This is a genomic window from Chryseobacterium sp. OSA05B (genome assembly GCF_019970065.1).
GTDB lineage: Bacteria > Bacteroidota > Bacteroidia > Flavobacteriales > Weeksellaceae > Chryseobacterium.
In genome coordinates this window covers 397,481-416,549 of sequence record NZ_JAHXYH010000002.1, presented here as the reverse complement: position 1 = coordinate 416,549, position 19,069 = coordinate 397,481, and the positions used below count along the sequence as shown (strand labels likewise).

General features: G+C 38.2%; 18 protein-coding genes. 11 read left to right on the top strand and 7 right to left on the bottom strand.

Features of this window, described 5'->3' with window-relative positions; all coding sequences use genetic code 11:
* Positions 1-92: 92 nt before the first annotated feature.
* On the top strand, positions 93-2,960 hold the full coding sequence (locus LC419_RS09365; protein WP_223607092.1) for a pitrilysin family protein: 2,868 nt from the start codon (positions 93-95) through the stop codon (positions 2,958-2,960).
* Positions 2,961-3,275: 315 nt separating this feature from the next.
* Here the strand turns inward: LC419_RS09365 and LC419_RS09360 are convergent, their stop codons facing one another.
* The 3 genes from LC419_RS09360 to LC419_RS09350 form a co-directional block, all read right to left on the bottom strand.
* Positions 3,276-4,352, bottom strand: a complete 1,077-nt coding sequence (locus tag LC419_RS09360) for a GNAT family N-acetyltransferase (protein ID WP_223607091.1) — start codon at positions 4,350-4,352, stop codon at positions 3,276-3,278.
* Positions 4,349-5,350, bottom strand: a complete 1,002-nt coding sequence (locus tag LC419_RS09355; RefSeq protein WP_223607090.1) for a polysaccharide deacetylase family protein — start codon at positions 5,348-5,350, stop codon at positions 4,349-4,351. The genes LC419_RS09360 and LC419_RS09355 overlap by 4 nt, the downstream gene beginning before the upstream one ends.
* A gap of 70 nt (positions 5,351-5,420) precedes the next feature.
* Positions 5,421-7,559: a S46 family peptidase gene (locus LC419_RS09350; RefSeq protein WP_223607089.1), complete on the bottom strand. Its 2,139-nt coding sequence runs from the start codon at positions 7,557-7,559 to the stop codon at positions 5,421-5,423.
* A gap of 348 nt (positions 7,560-7,907) precedes the next feature.
* On the opposite strand from LC419_RS09350, the gene LC419_RS09345 reads away from it, so the two are divergent.
* Complete coding sequence (locus tag LC419_RS09345) at positions 7,908-8,396, top strand: copper resistance protein NlpE (RefSeq protein WP_223607088.1); 489 nt, start codon at positions 7,908-7,910, stop codon at positions 8,394-8,396.
* 30 nt (positions 8,397-8,426) lie between these two features.
* On the opposite strand, the gene LC419_RS09340 is transcribed toward LC419_RS09345, so the two are convergent.
* On the bottom strand, positions 8,427-9,074 hold the full coding sequence (locus LC419_RS09340) for an MgtC/SapB family protein (RefSeq protein WP_223607087.1): 648 nt from the start codon (positions 9,072-9,074) through the stop codon (positions 8,427-8,429).
* Between the two features lie 144 nt (positions 9,075-9,218).
* On the opposite strand from LC419_RS09340, the gene LC419_RS09335 reads away from it, so the two are divergent.
* From LC419_RS09335 to LC419_RS09295, 9 genes are all read left to right on the top strand, one after another.
* Positions 9,219-9,773: a YdeI family protein gene (locus LC419_RS09335; RefSeq protein ID WP_223607086.1), complete on the top strand. Its 555-nt coding sequence runs from the start codon at positions 9,219-9,221 to the stop codon at positions 9,771-9,773.
* Positions 9,774-9,800: 27 nt separating this feature from the next.
* Positions 9,801-10,199 carry an immunity 22 family protein gene (locus LC419_RS09330; RefSeq protein WP_223607085.1) on the top strand — a complete coding sequence of 133 codons (399 nt, stop codon included), beginning with the start codon at positions 9,801-9,803 and terminating at the stop codon, positions 10,197-10,199.
* Positions 10,200-10,322: 123 nt separating this feature from the next.
* Positions 10,323-10,766: a hypothetical protein gene (locus LC419_RS09325; RefSeq protein ID WP_223607084.1), complete on the top strand. Its 444-nt coding sequence runs from the start codon at positions 10,323-10,325 to the stop codon at positions 10,764-10,766.
* Positions 10,759-11,160 (top strand): thrombospondin type 3 repeat-containing protein, encoded by a 402-nt coding sequence (locus LC419_RS09320; protein WP_223607083.1) that lies wholly within the window; start codon positions 10,759-10,761, stop codon positions 11,158-11,160. Before LC419_RS09325 ends, LC419_RS09320 begins: the two co-directional genes overlap by 8 nt.
* 19 nt (positions 11,161-11,179) lie before the next feature.
* Positions 11,180-11,752, top strand: coding sequence for a hypothetical protein (locus LC419_RS09315; RefSeq protein ID WP_223607082.1), 573 nt, complete (start codon positions 11,180-11,182; stop codon positions 11,750-11,752).
* Positions 11,753-11,786: 34 nt separating this feature from the next.
* A complete protein-coding gene (locus LC419_RS09310; protein WP_223607081.1) occupies positions 11,787-12,422 on the top strand; it encodes a hypothetical protein in 636 nt (211 codons plus the stop codon).
* A 168-nt stretch (positions 12,423-12,590) separates the two neighbouring features.
* Positions 12,591-12,758 (top strand): hypothetical protein, encoded by a 168-nt coding sequence (locus LC419_RS09305; RefSeq protein WP_223607080.1) that lies wholly within the window; start codon positions 12,591-12,593, stop codon positions 12,756-12,758.
* 90 nt (positions 12,759-12,848) lie between these two features.
* On the top strand, positions 12,849-13,709 hold the full coding sequence (locus tag LC419_RS09300) for a hypothetical protein (protein WP_223607079.1): 861 nt from the start codon (positions 12,849-12,851) through the stop codon (positions 13,707-13,709).
* Positions 13,710-13,737: 28 nt separating this feature from the next.
* Entirely contained in the window at positions 13,738-14,472 is a 735-nt protein-coding gene (locus LC419_RS09295) for a hypothetical protein (protein WP_223607078.1), read from the top strand.
* Positions 14,473-14,787: 315 nt separating this feature from the next.
* On the opposite strand, the gene polA is transcribed toward LC419_RS09295, so the two are convergent.
* The 3 genes from polA to LC419_RS09280 form a co-directional block, all read right to left on the bottom strand.
* On the bottom strand, positions 14,788-17,622 hold the full coding sequence (gene polA, locus LC419_RS09290) for a DNA polymerase I (protein ID WP_223607077.1): 2,835 nt from the start codon (positions 17,620-17,622) through the stop codon (positions 14,788-14,790).
* A gap of 329 nt (positions 17,623-17,951) precedes the next feature.
* A complete protein-coding gene (tssD, locus tag LC419_RS09285; protein ID WP_223607076.1) occupies positions 17,952-18,359 on the bottom strand; it encodes a type VI secretion system tube protein TssD in 408 nt (135 codons plus the stop codon).
* Positions 18,360-18,694: 335 nt separating this feature from the next.
* On the bottom strand, positions 18,695-19,018 hold the full coding sequence (locus LC419_RS09280; RefSeq protein ID WP_223607075.1) for a hypothetical protein: 324 nt from the start codon (positions 19,016-19,018) through the stop codon (positions 18,695-18,697).
* Positions 19,019-19,069 lie beyond the last annotated feature (51 nt).

Here is a 19,069-nt window from a genome sequence, read left to right as displayed (position 1 = left end):
AGATGTAATAGTCACAAAAACACACTAAAATTTTCTTTGATTGCTTACATTTGTAGTGCATTCGGATCAAAAAGAATGAAATGAGTTAGCTTATGATTGACAAAAGATACAAAGAAACGGTTCATACAGATAAAAACAACTACGAATATATTACAGTAACGCATGACGAAAATAAGGTAAGAATCTATACGCTGAAGAACGGCCTAAAGGTTTTTCTTGCCCAAAACTTCGATGCCCCAAGGATACAGACTTATATTCCCGTGAGAACAGGAAGCAATAATGATCCGGCTGATAATACAGGTTTGGCACATTATCTTGAACACATGATGTTTAAAGGAACTTCGAAGATCGGGACTCAGAACTGGGAAAAGGAAAAAGAGCTTCTTGACCAGATTTCAGCTTTGTATGAAGAGCACAAAGCGGAACAGGATCCTGAAAAGAAGAAGGAAATTTATAAAAAAATAGATGAAGTTTCTCAGGATGCCAGCCAGTACGCCATCGCGAATGAATATGATAAAGTGATTTCTTCACTGGGCGCCAGTGGAACGAATGCCCATACGTGGTTCGACGAAACAGTTTACAAAAATAATGTTCCGAATAATGAGCTTGAAAAATGGCTTAAAATAGAAAAAGAAAGATTTTCAAAGGTTGTCCTGCGACTTTTCCATACGGAACTGGAATCGGTATATGAAGAATTCAACAGAGCTCAGGATAATGATTCAAGGCTTGTGAATTATGAACTGATGGATGCCCTGTTTCCCACACACCCAAATGGTCAGCAAACGACGATCGGAAGACCGGAACACCTGAAAAACCCATCTATGAAGGCAATTCATAAGTATTTTGACGAATATTACGTTCCGAATAATTATGCTATGGTTTTAGTGGGTGATCTGGATTTTGAGGAAACCATTCAGCTTGTTAATCAATATTTTGGAACAATTCCTTACCGTGAACTGCCTAAAAAGACTGCTGTAGTTGAACAACCATTAACGGAAATTGTCAAAAGAACCGTAAAAAGTCCGACAACGCCAAGAGTTCAGCTTGCCTGGAGAACAGACAGCTACGGAACCAGAGAAGCGATGTTGGCGGACATTACAGCCAATATTCTCAGCAACAGAGGAGAAGCGGGATTGCTTGACCTTAATATCAATCAGACGCAAAGAATGCTTTGGGCACAGGCATTTTCTGTTGGCCTGAAACAGTACGGATATTTTTCTATCGTCGCGGTTCCAAAGGAAACCCAAACGATGGATGAGGCGAAAGATATGGTTCTGGAGCAGATCGAGCTGATCAAAAAAGGAGATTTCCCGGACTGGATTCTTCCGGCAATCATCAATGATTTTAAACTTCAGCGTTTGAAAGGCCTTGAAACAGCTGATGGACTGGCTACGAATCTTTATGACACTTACATCAAGGGAAGATCGTGGGAGCAGGAACTGAATGAACTGGACGAGTATCAGAATTTCACCAAAGAAGATGTGGTGGATTTTGCCAATGCTTTTTTCAAGGACAATTATGTTATTGTATACAAAGAGAAAGGCGTTAATGATCAGTTGGTAAGAGTTGAAAACCCTGGAATTACCCCCATCAAGATCAACCGTGAAGCGCAGTCAGATTTTTTAAAGGAAATCGTCGCAGAAAAAACGGAAGATATACAACCGGAATTTATTGATTATGAGAAGGAAATCCTTACAGATACCATCAAGGATAAAAAGTTGAGCTTCGTTCTTAATAAATACAATGATATTGCCCAAGTTCACTTTATTTTCCCTTTCGGAAGTGATCATGACAGAGATCTTGGAATTTCTACACAGCTGTTACAGTATCTTGGGACGGAAGATCTTTCACCGGAAGATTTAAAGAAGGAATTCTTCAAGATTGGGGTTAGCAATGATTTTAAAACCACCAACGACCAGCTTCTTATTTCACTGAGCGGACTGGAGGAAAATATTGAAAAAGGGATTGCCCTCCTGCAACACTGGATGTATGACGTAAAACCTGATCAGGAAATCTACAGACAATTTGTAGAAACCGTTCTCGAAAACCGTCAGGCCACCCGAAAAGATAAAAACCGTATCATGACCGCTCTGACCAATTACACCAAACTGGGCAGCTTCTCCCGATACACGGATATTATTTCGAAGGAGGAACTTGAAAGCAGCAACGCAGAAGTATTTACAGACCGAATGAAAAAGCTGTTCAAATATCCTTATCAGGTATTTTATTATGGAAAAAAGCTTGAAAATTTCAAACAGTACATGGGACAATATGTAGAAAACGAAAGTTTCCAGATCCCTGAACCCAAGCAATATCCTGAACCTGAAACCAATGGAAACGTCTATTTCACAGATTATGACATGGTACAGATGGAAATGAGCAAAGTAGGAAGAGGACATGAGGTGAATACTTCAAACTTCGGAAAGATCAATGTTTTCAATGAATATTTCGGAAGAGGACTTTCATCCATTGTTTTCCAGGAGATCCGTGAAAGTAAGAGTTTAGCGTATTCAGCGTATGTTTCCTATGCCGCCAATTCTGAACTGGGACATCCTGATTATATCACGACTTATATCGGAACCCAGCCGGACAAACTTCAAACGGCAGTAAGCACGATGGGTGAACTGATGAATGAACTTCCTGAAGTTCCCATCCAGTTTGAAAACGCGAGAAATGCTGCACTAAAACAGATCGCTTCCACCAGAATTACCCGAAACAATATATTTTTCAATACCTTAAGACTGAAAAAACTCGGAATCTACCACGATTTCAGAAAGGACATCTACGGACAGATCAAAACCCTGAATTTTGAAGACGTCAAAACGTTCTATCAGACAGAGATCAAACCGATTCATTTCAACACCGCCATCATCGGTAAGAAGGAAAACCTTGATATGGACGCCGTCAACGAGATGGGAACCTTTCAAGAACTAACGCTGAAGGATATCTTCGGACATTAAATATAGAGACCGCTTCATGATATGGAGCGGTTTTTTTTATTTTTAGAGACAAGAATCAAGAGCCAGAAACCAAGATTTTAGATATCAGATGTCAGACACGAGATATAAGACTTTTAGGTTAAGGTTAGGAATAGGAAGGGTCAATTGTAAATTCTGCGGAGCAAGTGAAATGTGAATTGTAAGAGTTAAGAATTAAATATCAGATATTACTGCTGGTGGCTTCGATTGGCCTCAGCCACCAGATATTTGTCGTTTGTTCAACCATCATCATCCTAAAACGCTCAAAATTTCCGAAACTCATAACTTATAACTCATCTAAGTCATCATACAATCCCCGTCCCCATCCTGATAATGAGGGTCAAATCCTTCAGGAAGATCATTCAAAAGTTGTTTGTGGAAAAGGTATTCGCGTTTAAAATCACGTTGGTAGATCTTTGGAAATGTTTTAGATAAGTTCAGTTTTTCATTCAGCTGTTTGTGATAGCTAGTGAGGGCTTTTACTTTATTTTTGACGATAAAATAGATTAAGAAGTCTATAAAACGGTCTGAGCCCGATTCTGAAAAAAGATATGGAATTTTAAGATATCCGTCTCTTAAGAGCAGTAATGAACAGGCTGTTAGAATATTCTTATCGTCGTAGACTTTTACCCAGAAATATTTAAAAGTATCAGCATAACTTGAAAAGAGGTATTTCTCCTCTTTTTTTCCTTCCAGCACCCACGGATTTTTAATAAACACATTGATTTCATCAGCCTTGCGTCTGCTTTCGAATTTTGATATAAAATCAGAACTTTCGGTGTCGATATGATCCAGAATTTCAAATTTAAACTTCGGCTTCTTTAAAGGGCCATTTTTTAAAGCAATTAAGGAATTGGTGATAGTATCAGTTAATTTAAAAAGAGGCGTCAAAACCTTCGTTTCAGGCTTTTTCTCGGGAATCATTGTAGCGGCATCGGTCCGGAAATAGTAACGTTTACCGTATTTTGGGAAAACATCTTCAAAAACACCCATAATCGTATAGAGTGCTTCCGCCTCTTTCGTGAATTCTGTTATAGAGATACGATCATCATATTCTTCAAAAACCTTTTTCAGCAGTTTTTTTGGTATCCTTTTCTTGCGGAATTCACTGCTTACATACAGGGTACTCAACCAGGCGTAACTGAATTCTTTTCCGTCGATGATAAAATTGTCAGGGAAACAGCCTACATAACCGGCCAGTTTTCCTTCACAAAAAGCCAGAATAAGAAGCGTCTGTTCGTCTGAAGCCTTCGGATTTTTAATATGAGATTGTGCACGGTGTCCGGTAATGGGCAGAAAATCATACTTCCGGAAATCTCCCGAAGCAATAAACTCCTGCAGTTGTTTTCTGTTATACGTTTTCAGCTCTATCATTTCCGTACAATTGTATTTTTATTCATGATCTTTTTCAACCTGAAATAAGCGGTTTCTTTTTTCAGGATTCTTTCTCCGCTCTCCCCCATTTCCATAGGAATTCTCTGAAAGTTTCTTTCCACGCTGTCCAGTTTTACACCGGCACATCCAAAGCTGAAACTGATTTCTTCATTTTTAAACAACTCATCAAAGAATTCTTTTTTCACTCCAAAATCAGTGAATGGGAACGCAAACGTTTCGTGTAAAAAACCACTTTCTTTCAGATAATCGAAAGTCCGGTTTGTGGTTTCCATTTGCTGTTCCAGGGAAAGATCTCCATATTTGGGATGATCCCAGCTGTGAGAGGAAATTCCAAACCCTTTTTCAGTCAGTATTTTTAATTCGTCTGTGCTGAGATAAGGTTTCTGTTCTTTTGAATAAGACTTGTAATCCTTTTCAAGCTTTTCTGCAAGGATATTAAGGATTTCTTTTTCCTGATAACTGATGTTTAAAATCCTGTTGATCAAAGCTTGTTTTTCAGCTTTATTTTCCACATTCAGAATGCGGAACACTTCAGGATCTATCGTTTTTCTTTTTCCAATTTCCTCAATAAGCAGACTGGCTTTGCATCTGAACATCATATCTTTATTATCCACAAAAGCGGGATTGATAAAATTACAGGCGTATATTCCTTTACGTTCCAGAATGGGAACTGCTACGTCATAAAATTCCCTGAAACCATCATCAAAAGTCAGCAAAGCGATCTTTTTCTTTGGCCTAAAACTGCCATTGACAAAATCTTTGAATTCTGGCCAATTTACAAATTGGAAATGCTTTGAAAAACAGTCCAGATCCTCTTCAAACTGTTTTTTACTTTTATAATTGATGACATGTCTGATGTGTGACAAATGATCATCGGAAACGCTGTGATAAAGGGGCAAACAGTAATCCAGCGGAAAAGATTTCCCGATATCGTCCGTTTCGAAGGCAGTAAGGATATTGATGATCTTATCTTTCATCTCTGTTAAATAAAAAAGAATCTATTCAAATGGAATTTAAATAGATTCTTAAAGGTATGATTTTTATGTATTATTTGATCACCTTCATTTCGTCGATAAGCCATTTGGAATCGGCAAATTTATCGATAATGAACAGGATATATTTTGTATCTACCATAATGTTTCGGCTGAAACGTGGGTCATAATTGATATCACTCATCGTTCCTTCCCACTGTCTGTCGAAGTTTAGGCCTACAAGATTTCCGTTGGCATCAAGCGCCGGACTTCCTGAGTTACCTCCCGTGGTATGGTTTGTAGCAGTGAATCCAACAGGAACATCTCCTGTTTTGTCCTTATAGGATCCGTAATCTTTCTTGTTGTAAAGATCAATCAGTTTTTTAGGAACATCAAATTCATAATCTCCCGGAACATATTTTTCAATAACTCCGGCAAGGTGCGTCTGGTAACCGTAAGAAACAGCATCTCTAGGCGTAGAACCTTTTACTTTTCCATAAGTTACACGAAGCGTAGAGTTGGCATCCGGGAAGAATTTTCTGTCTTTGTCCGTAGCCATCTGCTGCGCCATGAATTTCTTCTGAAGATCATCAATTTTACCCTGAAGAGCAGTAAACTGAGGATCTGCATTTTTCATATAGGTTTCCTTCATAGAAACATACAGCTGATAAATAGGATCTTTTTTCAAAGTCTTAACCAGCTTGTCCTGATTAGAAAATGCCTTTTCCACATCCGTTGTCAGGGCGGCTCCGTTCACCTGAGCTCTTCCTGTAACGATGGAGCTTTTAGACATCTCCTCGATCATCGGGATGTTCTGGTTTTCATCTTTATATTTATTGAATCCTACCGGTAAGAACTGAGGAGCTGTTTTATTAGCATATAAAGCCAATAATTTTGCCGTTACTTTAGCATCAAGCTCTGCACTGTAATCTTTGTAGAATGAAGTAACCTTTGCTTTTAATTTCGTAAGCTCTTTTTCGTCCATTCTTCCAGCTTCCACAGAAGCTACATAATCGTAGTAGTCTCCTGCAAGCTTCAGCGTTTCCGCATTTCTTACCACTTCTGTGTAATATGCATTGTTTAACGCATAAGGAGCCTGGTCGTTGTACAGCTTATTTAACTGGTCCAAAGTAGCTTTGATCTCAGGATTTTTAGCCACCAAAGATCCTTCATACATTACTTTTTTCTCTATGGCATTAGACTTTTTCAGGCCTTCTACCTCACCGATCCATTTTTTCCAGTAATTAGCTACGGATGCATATTTAGAAGCATATTTGATACGTGTTTCACTGTCTACACGCATTTTTTCGTCCAATGTTTTCAAAGCAACGTCACGTACAGCAATTCTCGCCGGATCAATATCTTTCATGATCTTCTCCACAGCTACTGCAGGAAGGTATTCTGTAGTTCTTCCAGGAAATCCGAATACGAATGTAAAGTCGTTTTCAGCCTTATCTTTTATAGAAACCGGCAGATAATGTTTCGGAACGTAAGGAACGTTGTCTTTTGAATATTCAGCGGGCTTGTTGTCTTTTCCTGCATAAATTCTGAACATGGAGAAATCTCCGGTGTGTCTAGGCCAAACCCAGTTATCTGTATCGCTACCGAATTTTCCGATGCTTTGAGGCGGTGCCCCAACCAGACGGATATCTTTATACGTTTCAGTAGTAAAAGCGTAATATTTGTTACCGTAATACATTGATTTTACAATGATCGACTGGTAAGATTCTATTTTCTGAGAGTTTTTATAAACCTCAATATTTTTACTGATCTTTTTAGCCAGTTCGGGTTCAACAAGGTTGTCTGTCCCTTCTAAAATCTGATCGGTAACTTCTTTGATATCTACAATGAAGTCTACTTTTACGCCAGGATTCGGAAGTTCTCCCTCAGGATTCTTAGCCCAGAATCCGTTTGAAAGAAGATCATTCTGAACCGTAGAATGTGCCTGGATCTGCCCATATCCACAGTGGTGGTTGGTGAGTAACAATCCTTTAGGTGAAATGATTTCTGCAGTACATCCGCCGTTAAACTGTACTACTGCATCCTTGATGCTCGGCTTCTGGGTATTGAAAATGTCTTTGGCAGAGATCTTCATTCCCAGATCCTTCATTTCCTTTTCATTCAGTTCTGTCGGAATCCACATTCCTCCATATTGCTGAGCGAATGCCATTGCAGCCGGCAAAAGAAATACGGATAAAAGTATCTTTTTTGTCATAATCAAAATTTTGCCCCAATTTACAAAGAATATTGTACATATGCCTTACGTGGGCGAGGATTTTAGATTTTAGACTTCAGACTCCAGATTTCAGACATGAGACTTTTAAGGCTAAGGTTCAGATTGAGGTTGAAATAGGGCGATTGTGAATTTTGCTTCGCAAGTGAATTGTTAATAGTAGATTTCAGATATGTTTCGGGATGCGAGTTCCGGGTTCAGAGATTCGAACCAGCAACTAGCAACCCTCTTACTCTAAAACCCTACAACTCTCCTACTCTCCCCCGAAACGGCTCAGTTTTTGTTTCAAATACAGCACTTAATTATTAATATAATCTAAATTACTTTATCATGATGAATAGCAAAATGTTCATTCTGGGAATTGCATCGGCAGTCTTTTTAGCATCGTGTAATCAGAAAGAAAAAACAACTGAAACTACTGATGCAGCAACGGATTCTGCGGCTGTACAGACTACTCCAGCTGACAGCATTACAAAAGCAACTCCTACTGCGGCAGGCGACACTTCGGAAAATGCTCTTGACTGGCCGGGAATTTATGAAGCGGTAGTTCCATGTGCAGACTGCCCGGGAATCAAGACTTTACTCACCATAAACAATGATAAAACATTCAGCATTACTGAAGAATATATCGACAGGAATTCTAAAAACCAGGATAAAGGAACTTTTGAATGGGATGCTGCCGGAAGTGTGATTACTCTAAAAGGAAAAACAGCCGGTTACAAATATAAAGTAGGCGAAAACAAGCTGATACAGCTTGATATGGACGGACAGGAAATTACTGGACCGAACAAGGATCTGTATGTTTTCAAGAAAAAATAAAGGCTCAGGCCTTTATTTTTTTGTTTTAACTTAAAACTGATAGGCTGTAATTTTAGGATCATTGATGAGACTTCTGACCACCTCATCGTGTTTGGTATGTTTTCCGGTGAGTCTCCATGTTATAGAAAGATTTCCCTGTGAATACTGCATTTTCAGCATAAAATATTTCAGATGGTGATCTTTAAATATTTTTTCACAATGGCTGATATCTTCTGATTCGGCCACCGTAATTCTGTATTCCCTGATCTTGTGGCTGCTGTCTATAAAACTCTGGAGATAGATGAGCGCGCTCAGAATCAAAATAACCAGTGCTGTTCCTAAAAGCGAAAGATATACATACCCTGAACCTACGGCCATTCCTATAGAAGCAGTAGCCCAAATGGTAGTCGCTGTCGTGATCCCATCGATCTTATTGTCCCCTTTAAAAATAACGCCCGCTCCCAAAAAACCGATTCCGGTAATGATATTGGCTGCGAGACGATCCGGATTCTGTACTCCGATTTTAATAGAAAGAATCGTGAACAGGCAGGATCCGAAACATACCAGAATGAAAGTCCGCAAACCTGCAGATTTGTTCCGGTATTCGCGTTCTGCACCGATCAGCAGTCCCAGCATGACTGAGATGAGTATAAGGAGCAGTTCGTTTTGGACGGCATAATGATCCTGAAGAAATTCCATTGTTTAGCGTTTTACCTGAATAAAATTACAATAAAAAAGTCTACTTCCGCATTTTTTCATAGGGCGACTTTGTCCCGGTCAAATTCTCATTTCAAAGAAAAGTTTTGTAATATTACATTTTAATACGCATCAAAAAGATTCACCATGGCTCCTATATTTTTTGCAACAACGGAAGAATTCAGAAAGTGGCTGGAGAAAAATCACACGAAAGAAAAGGAAGTTCTGGTAGGCTTCTACAAAAAAGGCACCGGGAAGGCTTCAATGAACTGGTCCGAATCTGTAGATCAGGCTTTATGTTTTGGCTGGATAGACGGGGTGAGAAGATCTGTAGATGAAGAAAGCTATTACAACCGGTTTACGCCGAGAAAGCCCAACAGCAACTGGAGTCTCATCAACATTAAAAAGGTCGAAGAGCTTACGAAAGCCGGATTGATGAGGCCTGCAGGACAAAAAGCGTTTGACGCAAGAAAAGAGGACAAAACGGGAATCTATTCGCATGAGACGGAACACATTCTTGATCCTGCGTATGAGAAAAAATTTAAAACGCATAAAAATGCCTGGGAATTTTTTGAAAAGCAGGCACCTTCTTATAAAAAGCTGACCATTCACTGGCTTATGAGTGCCAAACAGGAAAAAACAAGACTTTCAAGACTGGAGAAAGTGATCAGCGAAAGCGAACAGTTAAGAAGATTAAAATAAACATACGGTATACTTAAAAAATAATTTATGGAGAAAGAGATTTCACACTTTTGGTTGGGATATTTTAAAAATGAAGATGACTTTGATGCTTTTGCTGAAGAGGATGAAAGTTATTATATAGAGGAAGAAAACGAAGACCTTTATGTATCAAAATTCGCCGAAACGCAAAATATACAATGGTTTGATTATGATTTTCTGGAATATGGTTTTGAAGATGAAAATCTAGGCATCTACGAAAAATTCACAGATTATTCTTACGCTGACCAATGGCTTCCGGTAATTGAACAAAAAATCAATGAACTTGGTCTGGAAACTCCGGTGAATGCGATTATTTTCGCGAATAAACATGCTATTCCCAATCCGGTTTCTGTAAACGATGAAGAGTATGCACTGTACTACATCGGAGAAATTGAATATAACATCTAGTCTTTTGCGAAAGGATTTGAATAAAGGATCACAGGAATCTGCTGAAGGTTTTTGTGATCCTTTTCTGTTTTTAACTCCTTCAACTATTTTTTTTTAAGTATCTTAGGATTTAATAATGTATTGATGAAACAGGCTCTATTTATTGTACTGATATTGTATGTCTCATCTTTTTCGGGGCAGAAAAAATGTACGCTAAAACTTGAAGCCAGTACCGCTAATCTGCAAAGCAAAGGGGTTGTAGAACTGACTGTCACCAACGTAGGAAACAAAAAAACAAAGATCAATACATCCTTTTCACCTTACAGAATGCAGCTTAAGACGGGAAATTATATTGCTGATGTAGACTGTTTTAAAGACTGCATCAAAAAAACCACAAAAATAAAACCAGGGCAAACCTATACGTACCCAATCCCTATCAAAGAAACGATTCAATATCCTAAACTGATCACTGGAAGAACGTACCAATTTCATCTGTTTTTTGATCTGATTGATTTGACGAATGAAGACTGCAATATATACGGCCTGAAAGATGACGAAATTACCTACACAAAAGTAAACCATGACTAGAATTTTACTGTTTCTCCTCCTTTTTCCTTTCTGTTTCAAGGCTCAAAATATTGAAAACAAGGAAGCATTTAAGAAGTGTAAAAAGGAATTTTCCAAGGAGATCTGCCTTTCTGATGAAGACCGGGACGGATTTTTGTTTTACCTAGACCGCTGTCCGAAGGAATCCGGAGAAAAAGAAAACCACGGATGTCCATGGCCGGATAGTGATCATGACAGTGTCATTGATCAATATGATGCATGCCCTACAGTTTCCGGGCCTGCTGAAAATAATGGCTGCCCTTGGCCTGATCAGGATGGCGATGGAATACTGGATAAAGATGACTCCTGCCCCTCGGTACCCGGTCCGGAAACTAATAATGGATGTCCGCGCTGTAACAGACCTCCCGTTAATTAAGCTAAAGCATACTCTTATTTTGAAAAAAACAATATCGATTTTCTTTTTGCTACTGATGGGTTTGGGATATGCTCAGCAACTCCCTACTTTCGCGCTGCGTTCAGAGGTAGGTTCTTATACTCAATTTGGATTGCGGGGGTTAAATAAAAGTGATCTCTATATCATTTTAGGCACATCTGATCCTATACCCGAATCACCACGTCAATATCTGGTGTATATTTTTAAGGCTAAAGGAGATGTATATGCCTATTATAAAAATTCACCTCTTTCTTCTAAAACAGTAGAACTTTCAGAGGATGATAAGAAACGGCTTTTTGACATTATTCATTCAAAAAAGTTTAAAAAATTTCTGAAATATACTCAGGAAGATTTTGAGTTGAAAAATAAAAAGAAAATCTATCCACCTCTACCTGATACAACTTACAGCCTGACTGTGATTCAAAACGGCAGGCAAAATACCTATTCCTATTTATCAAAAAAATATCTGGAATCTGACCATCCGCGTATTAATAAGCGTATGTTGAAAAAATATGCAGATATTCTGGATAGGTTCGGGGAAGTGAAAGCCAATAAAAGTACTGAGTTTCGTTAGAAAATCTTATTTTAGATAAGTAAAGATTTCTGATATGTACAAAAAACTCATCATCATCAATGTAGCGGTCATCCTGCTGGTGGCTGCCGTGTATATTTTCGGATATTATTTCCTCAATTATCCTGCGGAGTTGGATGTATGGGAGATGCTTAAAGAATGCCAGCTCCAATATCTGCCAGCTGTTTTTGTCGTAACAGCATTGGCTTCTTATCTGGTCAGCAGTCTGGATTTTAAGAAATTAAACTTTAAAAGTAAGTTTTTAAGCGTATTTCCTTTTCTAAATACGCTGGCTCTGGCATTTTTTATTTACATCGCAGCTGAAAGTTTTATAAAAAACAAAAAGGAGCTTACGAAGCAGGAGAATTATTACATCAGAGAAGCTCAAAAAGATATTAAAAAAGATCAGATCGTTATGAGGTATGCAGGAGGCTTCTTTCTTCAGATTGATGACCAGACTAAGATCAGAAAGACAGACAGTATCCGTAAGAAATATGGAATTATTTCACAGAATACTGGTTGCACCATTGATCCGATAGATCGTAAAGCTCAGGAAAAATACAGCGAGCTCACCGCACCTTATCTGGAAAAAAGAAATGGAAAAGGCTGGAAGGAAAGGATGAAAAAAGATATGGATGGCTTAAAGAACATTAAGAATCCGGGAAATAAGTAGTGATCAGTTTTAAGAAAACACAATGGCTTTAGCAAAAAAGGACTTAGGAAAATAGTCGTCAACGACCAAATCTTTTACTGGAAAATAAGAAAGATCGTTTCACATAACGACAAGCATGACCATGAATATGGAATTCACGTACAGCATGAAAGCGAAGGACAGCTTCTTTTGATATATACCGGTTTCTTCAGATCCATCGATTATGGCAGAGAACCGATGGATATTACTCCACACCTAATCCAATCCAAAATAACAGAAGCCATTGAACTGGGATGGAACTATAGCCAGCCGGGAAAAGCGGTTGAGCTAGTCAATGGAGAACTGATCAAAAGATAAAATGTTTTCTCATACAAATCCGTTTTTATTCAAATAAAATATTTCTAGAATGAATCCGTTAAAAAAACAAAAAGCTAAATTCCATTGACCATGAAGAAACTACTTCTGACCTTTTTTATTTTTTCCTATTTTACTTCTAATGCTCAAAAAGTTCTTGTTTCCTGGGGTCAACAGACCATTGAAGGACTTAATGAAGAAAAATTCAATGATGCTCAAAAACTTACTGCAGAACAACTTCTGGAAAAAAACACGAATGATAAAACATGGTGCGATGCATTTTTAACCCTTAATTCCTCTGTTAATAATCAATCTAAAAATTCTGATTATTTAAAAGCGCTTACAGAGCAACTTACCAATAGGAAAGTAACGCCTCTTGAAGGAACTTCTAAACTGATTATTTGGGACCGGATCATAAATGGCGATATTCTTTTTGAAGGAAAAGGCCTTGTTGTAGAAAATGATTTGTTTACCGTGGCTGGAAGAGCAAACCAATTGCTTCAAAATCTAACAAAGAAAAATTTTGGATATGTTACTATGAACTCAACGGATGAAGATCTTAAAACGATCAAAAATAACTGGATAAAATTTCTTTCAAATCAACCTGTTGAAGAATATCATTCCACAGAATTTAAGAATTCCAAAATCCCTGAAGCAAGCAGCTTAAAAGCAATTGAAGCCCTTATTGTATCTATCCAGAATAATCCTAAGAAAGATCAACTCACAAAAAAATGTCTTCAAAAAATATACAAACTGGATGAAATGCCAAAAGAAAAAGGCCCGGCTCTGTACTGCAGCCCGGATACTCATAGCTATGCTTACCTTTCTATGCTTTTTGGAGATCAAAAGTTGGATGAAACAAAAGATGCCGCCTGGTGGAAAAAATTCTGGAATGAAAATCACACTAAACTCACCTGGAATTTAGACAAAGGAATTTATGACGTCAAAGAATAGATTAAAATAACACACAAAATCAAACCTTTTGAAAAAATTTATTCCCATACTTGCTGCACTTCTGCTACTCTATTCCTGCAAAAAAGATAAAATAGCTGAGACTGGTCAGAAAAAAGCAACGGCTGTAGAAACTCCTCCGCAAAAAGATTCGTTAAATAGTAAAAGTTCTGAGCTACAAGAGATTTCTACTAAAAGTGGGGAAGACCCATCTGATCTGGTTCCCCGCGGATATGAAATTCAGTATGACGCGGAAGGAGATCTCAATCAGGACAGACTGGCTGACATTGCCCTTGTTATCAGGAAAAAAGAAGATACACTGGCTCGCCGAAAAATGATGATCCTGCTGAAGAATCCGGATAAAACTTACCGGTTGGATAAAATCTCTGATACTGTTCTTTCTGATGAATACAACGAAGCCGGTTACAAGATGCATGATCCGGAAGATATCACAATTCAAAACGGAGAACTGAGCATTAATTTATATGACGTCGGGCCTTATGGAAATCAATTCAGCAGATTTAAATACCTGAACGGAGATATTGTTCTGACTTATATTGAAACGTATAATATGGGAGCGGGTTCTCATTCTGCATTATTCTACCAACCCATGAAGGGAAAACTAACCCTTGAATCCGTAAATACGATGGATGAAGAAATGCCCACGGAATCTAGAAAATTTCAGCTCAAAAGGGAAAAGTATCTATTTGAAAAAACGTCTCCGGATGATGTGGTAAGGAAAGCTTATAATGCAGTTCACGAATAAATATTTATTTTCACTCTCATCAAAAACTACCCCTAAAGTAGTATTTCACAGGAAGTTCAGACTTAATATCTTTACCCCGGATTCATTAGGATAAATAATTACCCTTATTATATACAATCCGAAAAACAACAAAGGAAGGTAAGATCAATGAGATGAAAGATGATTATAAGGGTTTCCTGCAGAAACAGGGAACACTTTAGAAGGCTAAATTTTTAGTCTTCTTTTTTTATGCTCTTTTTGTTGTCAACTCCAAATCATCTGAAAAGAAAAAGGTGAGTTTAAAAACCCACCTTATTTTATTGACAATATTTTCTATTAATGCGCTTCCAGCCAGTTATTCCCGACTCCCACTTCTACCAATAACGGTACCTGGGTTTCCAGAGCGCTTTCCATTTCGGTTTTGATGAGTTTTGAGGCTCTTTCAATTTCATCTATCGGAGCTTCAAACACCAATTCATCATGCACCTGAAGAAGCATTTTAGTCTGCAGTTCCTGTGCTTTCAGTTCTTTATCAATTTTAATCATGGCAAGCTTGACAACATCTGCTGCACTTCCCTGAACGGGTGCATTAACGGCATTTCTCTCCGCATGACCTCTTACCACGAAATTATTGGAATTAATGTCTTTTAAATGACGTTTTCTTCCCAGAATTGTTTCCACATACCCTATCTGGCGGGCTTTGCTTACCTGTTCTGCCATGTATTCCTTTAATTTTGGATAGGTTTCAAAATAGGCTTCGATCATCTGCTTCGCCTCAGTTCTTGAAAGCCCGGTTTGCTCTGCCAATGCAAAAGCTCCCTGACCGTAGATAATTCCAAAGTTAACGGTCTTAGCCTGACTTCTCTGCGTTTTGGAAACTTCTTCCAACGGGATTTTAAACAGTTTTGCGGCTGTTGATGCATGAATATCCTCACCATCCTGGAAAGCCTTGATCATATTGTCTTCTCCTGAAATTTCAGCGATCAGACGAAGTTCAATCTGCGAGTAATCGGCAGAGATAATCTTTTTTCCTTCTCCTGAAACGAAAGCTCCTCTGATCTGCTGCCCACGAAGAGTTCTGATCGGGATATTCTGAAGATTGGGGTTTACACTTGCCAGACGTCCTGTAGCAGCTGTTGTCTGGGAGAAATTGGTATGTACCCTGCTGTCCTGCTTATCAATCTGTGAAGGCAGCGCATCTACATAAGTCGATTTTAATTTCTGATAGGTTCTGTATTCCAGAATATGCTTGATAATTTCATGTTTCGAGGAAAGCTTTTGAAGAACATCTTCGGAAGTTGCATACTGTCCGGTTTTTGTTTTCTTTGCTTTAGGATCCAATTGCATTTTTTCAAAAAGAATTTCTCCAAGCTGTTTCGGCGAATTCATGTTGAATTCTTCTCCTGAAAACTCAAAAATGGTCTTTTCTAACTGTCTTAGGTCGTTTTCCAGGTCAATACTTTCCTGCGCCAGCCATTTTTCATCCAGTGAAATTCCGGAAAGCTCCATTTTAGCAAGCACCTCCATCAAAGGCATTTCTATGTTGAAGAACAGATCTTCTAAATTTTCTTTTTTCAGCTGCGGTGCAAAGAGTTCGTACAGCTGGAACGTTACATCAGCATCTTCTGCTGCATAATCGGTCTGTGTTCTCAGGTCTGCATCTCTGAAAGTTCCCTGGTTTTTGCCCTTTTTCCCGATAATGGTTTCGATGGAAACGGGTTTATAATTCAGATACACTTCGGAAAGATAATCCATTCCGTGTCTTCCGTCCGGGTTCAGCAGATAATGGGCGATCATGGTGTCAAACATGGCCCCTTTCACCGTAATATCGTACTGCTTTAATATTTTATAATCGAATTTTAAATTGTGGGCAATTTTCAGCAAATCCTCTTTTTCAAAGAACGGCCTGAAGATTTCCAGCGTCTGAAGCACCTCTCCTTTGTCCTCAGATAAAGGAATATAATATGCCAGTCCTTTTTTGTAGGAGAAACTCATTCCTACAAGCTCAGCTTCCAGCTCATTCAGTGAAGTGGTTTCGGTATCAAAACAGACTGCTTTCTGCTTTAATAAATTACTGACCAATACTTTCTGTGCTTTCGGATTATTGACGAACTGATACAGATGGTCATTGTGATCTATGCTGGACTTGGTAGACGTTGCCTGATCCAGTTCTTCAAAATTCGCAAACAGATCCAGCTGCATGGCCTGTCCTTTTATCTGTGTAACTTCTGCGATCTGTTTAACCTCAACTTCACTTATCACTACTGTTTCTACAGGTGCGGAAGCAAAAGCTCTGTACAGGTTTTCGTATAATCTGCGGAATTCAATTTCCTCAAAAACTTCTTTTACTTTTTCAAAATCCGGGGTATCAAGGTCATACTGCTCCTGATGGAATTCTACCGGTGCATCACAGATGATGGTGGCTAATTTTTTGGATAAAATTCCACGTTCTGCGGACGCTTCAACTTTTTCTTTCAGCTTTCCTTTCAGCTTATCTGTATTTTGTAACAGGGTTTCGATATTTCCGAATTCTTTAAGGAATTTCATCGCCGTTTTCTCTCCTACTCCATCCAGTCCCGGAATATTATCTACAGCATCGCCCATCATCGCAAGGAAATCTATGACCTGCTTAGGATCTTCAATTTCATATTTTGCTTTTACTTCATCCACTCCAAGAATCTCGATATCACCACCTTTTAAGCCTGGTTTATAGATCTTGATCTTATCGGTAACCAGCTGGGCAAAATCTTTGTCCGGTGTTACCATGAACGTGGTATACCCTTCTTTTTCTGCTTTACAGGCAATGGTTCCTATAACGTCATCCGCTTCATAACCTTCCACTCCCAGGATGGGAATATGCATCGCCTGCAGGATTCTGTGAATATATGGAATAGCAATTTTGATGGCTTCAGGCGTTTCACTTCTGTTGGCTTTGTATTCCGAATAATCATCGGTTCTAACGCTTGCCTGTCCTACATCAAAAACAACCGCCAGATGAGAGGGCTTCTCTCTTCTGATCAATTCGATCAAAGAATTGGTAAAGCCAAAAATAGCAGAAGTATCCAGTCCTGTGCTGGTAAGTCTCGGATTCCTGATCAATGCGTAATATCCTCTAAAGATCATTGCATAAGCATCGATGAGAAAGAGTCTTTTATCTTGTGTTGCGTCCATAATATCTATAATGAACAAATATAAGAAAATAGGAATATTTTTGGGAGTGATGAGTTATAAATTATGAGTGATGAGTTTCGGGGTACGCGGTGCGGGTTTGAGAGCTGAGAGTTATAAATTATGAGTTATTAGTTTTGAGTTGCGGGATTCGGGTGTGAGAGCTTGAGAGTTATGGATTTGAAAGGCAGTTGCTGGTAGGAAACAATTAAGACAGGTACCTGGTGGCGTCGAGGGCCTCAGCCACCAGTAGTAAGAGCATAAAAAAACAGAACAGCATTTCTGCTGCTCTGTTCTGTTGTTATTTTTTTTAAAAGACTTAGGTCTGTTAATTATTGACCTCCTGGCCACATTCCGCGGTACTCAGAGTTCCCTAAAGTAATAACCTCTGCGCTGATTACAAAGCTGATCAGCATACTGTTGCTGTCAATGGCATCGAAGTCTACTTCGTGTTGGATTACATATCCGTTTTCCCAGTTCAGGGTAGTTAATGTACCTTCTTCGTGAGATTTATTGAAAGTTACTTCCCCTTTTGTAGGCTTGTATTTTCCGTTCAATAAACTTTCTAAGATATCAGATTTTTCAGTAGCTTCTACTGTTACTTTGATAAGAGCGTTAGAAGGGTCTGATGCTACACGTCCTGAAACGTCTGTAGATCTTGATACGCTATAATTAAGCTTTAATAATTTTTGACCTTCTCCTCCGTTGAATTTTAAGATTCCTCTTGAATTTGCTGCCATGATTGGTGAATTTAATTGTTATATATTGTGTGAATAGTGATTGATTACAGAGCAAAGATAGACCCGATAGGAGTAAGGAAAAAGTTTTTAGATACAAATCTCAGATATTGTAGTAATACTACGATTTGATGTAGTAATTCTACTACTTTTGATTTAACATAATGCTTAAAATGCTTATTGATAATGGATTTACTTATTTTTCAAAGCTTGATAAAAGCTGTAATTTTACACCATCAAGTGAAATAATATTGTCAATATGAGATTTCAGACATGCAATATGAGGCTAAGGTTTAGAAGCGTCAAAGGCTCATTTTGCTGAATAAATGAAATGCTCATCAACTATCACTCTCCTGATTTGAATACCAGTAACTGCTTTGAAAATTTCTCTTTCTTATTCTTACAAAATTTAATTCTTTTTGAGCTGCCTTAAGAAATCTTTTAAGATTTTCACCTTTTTCTTCTTCATATCTGCTTTTATACTCAACGTCATTAATATAGATCTCTTGATTGTTTTTCAGACAAAATATAAAATAAACCTTTGAATTTTGCAATATGGGTGATTTTGTTTCATAATCATAGGGAGTAAAATCCTTTAATATCAGCCTTAGGATATTTTTTCTGCTTCCTGTTTCCTTTTTGTATGAAGAGATATTGATCATTAAACCAAATTTTCACCTGAACAGAAATAGCTTTTAAAATCAAGTAACAAG

Bases quoted from the DNA above. Each gene is read 5' to 3' on its own strand.
- LC419_RS09330 (WP_223607085.1), top strand. From the start codon at position 9,801: ATGGAGAAAGAGATTTCACACTTTTGGTTGGGATATTTTAAAAATGAA.
- LC419_RS09345 (WP_223607088.1), top strand. From the start codon at position 7,908: ATGATGAATAGCAAAATGTTCATTCTGGGAATTGCATCGGCAGTCTTT.
- LC419_RS09335 (WP_223607086.1), top strand. From the start codon at position 9,219: ATGGCTCCTATATTTTTTGCAACAACGGAAGAATTCAGAAAGTGGCTG.
- LC419_RS09300 (WP_223607079.1), top strand. From the start codon at position 12,849: ATGAAGAAACTACTTCTGACCTTTTTTATTTTTTCCTATTTTACTTCT.
- LC419_RS09340 (WP_223607087.1), bottom strand. From the start codon at position 9,074: ATGGAATTTCTTCAGGATCATTATGCCGTCCAAAACGAACTGCTCCTT.
- LC419_RS09355 (WP_223607090.1), bottom strand. From the start codon at position 5,350: ATGAAAGATAAGATCATCAATATCCTTACTGCCTTCGAAACGGACGAT.
- LC419_RS09280 (WP_223607075.1), bottom strand. From the start codon at position 19,018: ATGATCAATATCTCTTCATACAAAAAGGAAACAGGAAGCAGAAAAAAT.
- LC419_RS09320 (WP_223607083.1), top strand. From the start codon at position 10,759: ATGACTAGAATTTTACTGTTTCTCCTCCTTTTTCCTTTCTGTTTCAAG.
- polA (WP_223607077.1), bottom strand. From the start codon at position 17,622: ATGGACGCAACACAAGATAAAAGACTCTTTCTCATCGATGCTTATGCA.
- tssD (WP_223607076.1), bottom strand. From the start codon at position 18,359: ATGGCAGCAAATTCAAGAGGAATCTTAAAATTCAACGGAGGAGAAGGT.
- LC419_RS09310 (WP_223607081.1), top strand. From the start codon at position 11,787: ATGTACAAAAAACTCATCATCATCAATGTAGCGGTCATCCTGCTGGTG.
- LC419_RS09365 (WP_223607092.1), top strand. From the start codon at position 93: ATGATTGACAAAAGATACAAAGAAACGGTTCATACAGATAAAAACAAC.
- LC419_RS09350 (WP_223607089.1), bottom strand. From the start codon at position 7,559: ATGACAAAAAAGATACTTTTATCCGTATTTCTTTTGCCGGCTGCAATG.
- LC419_RS09325 (WP_223607084.1), top strand. From the start codon at position 10,323: ATGAAACAGGCTCTATTTATTGTACTGATATTGTATGTCTCATCTTTT.
- LC419_RS09360 (WP_223607091.1), bottom strand. From the start codon at position 4,352: ATGATAGAGCTGAAAACGTATAACAGAAAACAACTGCAGGAGTTTATT.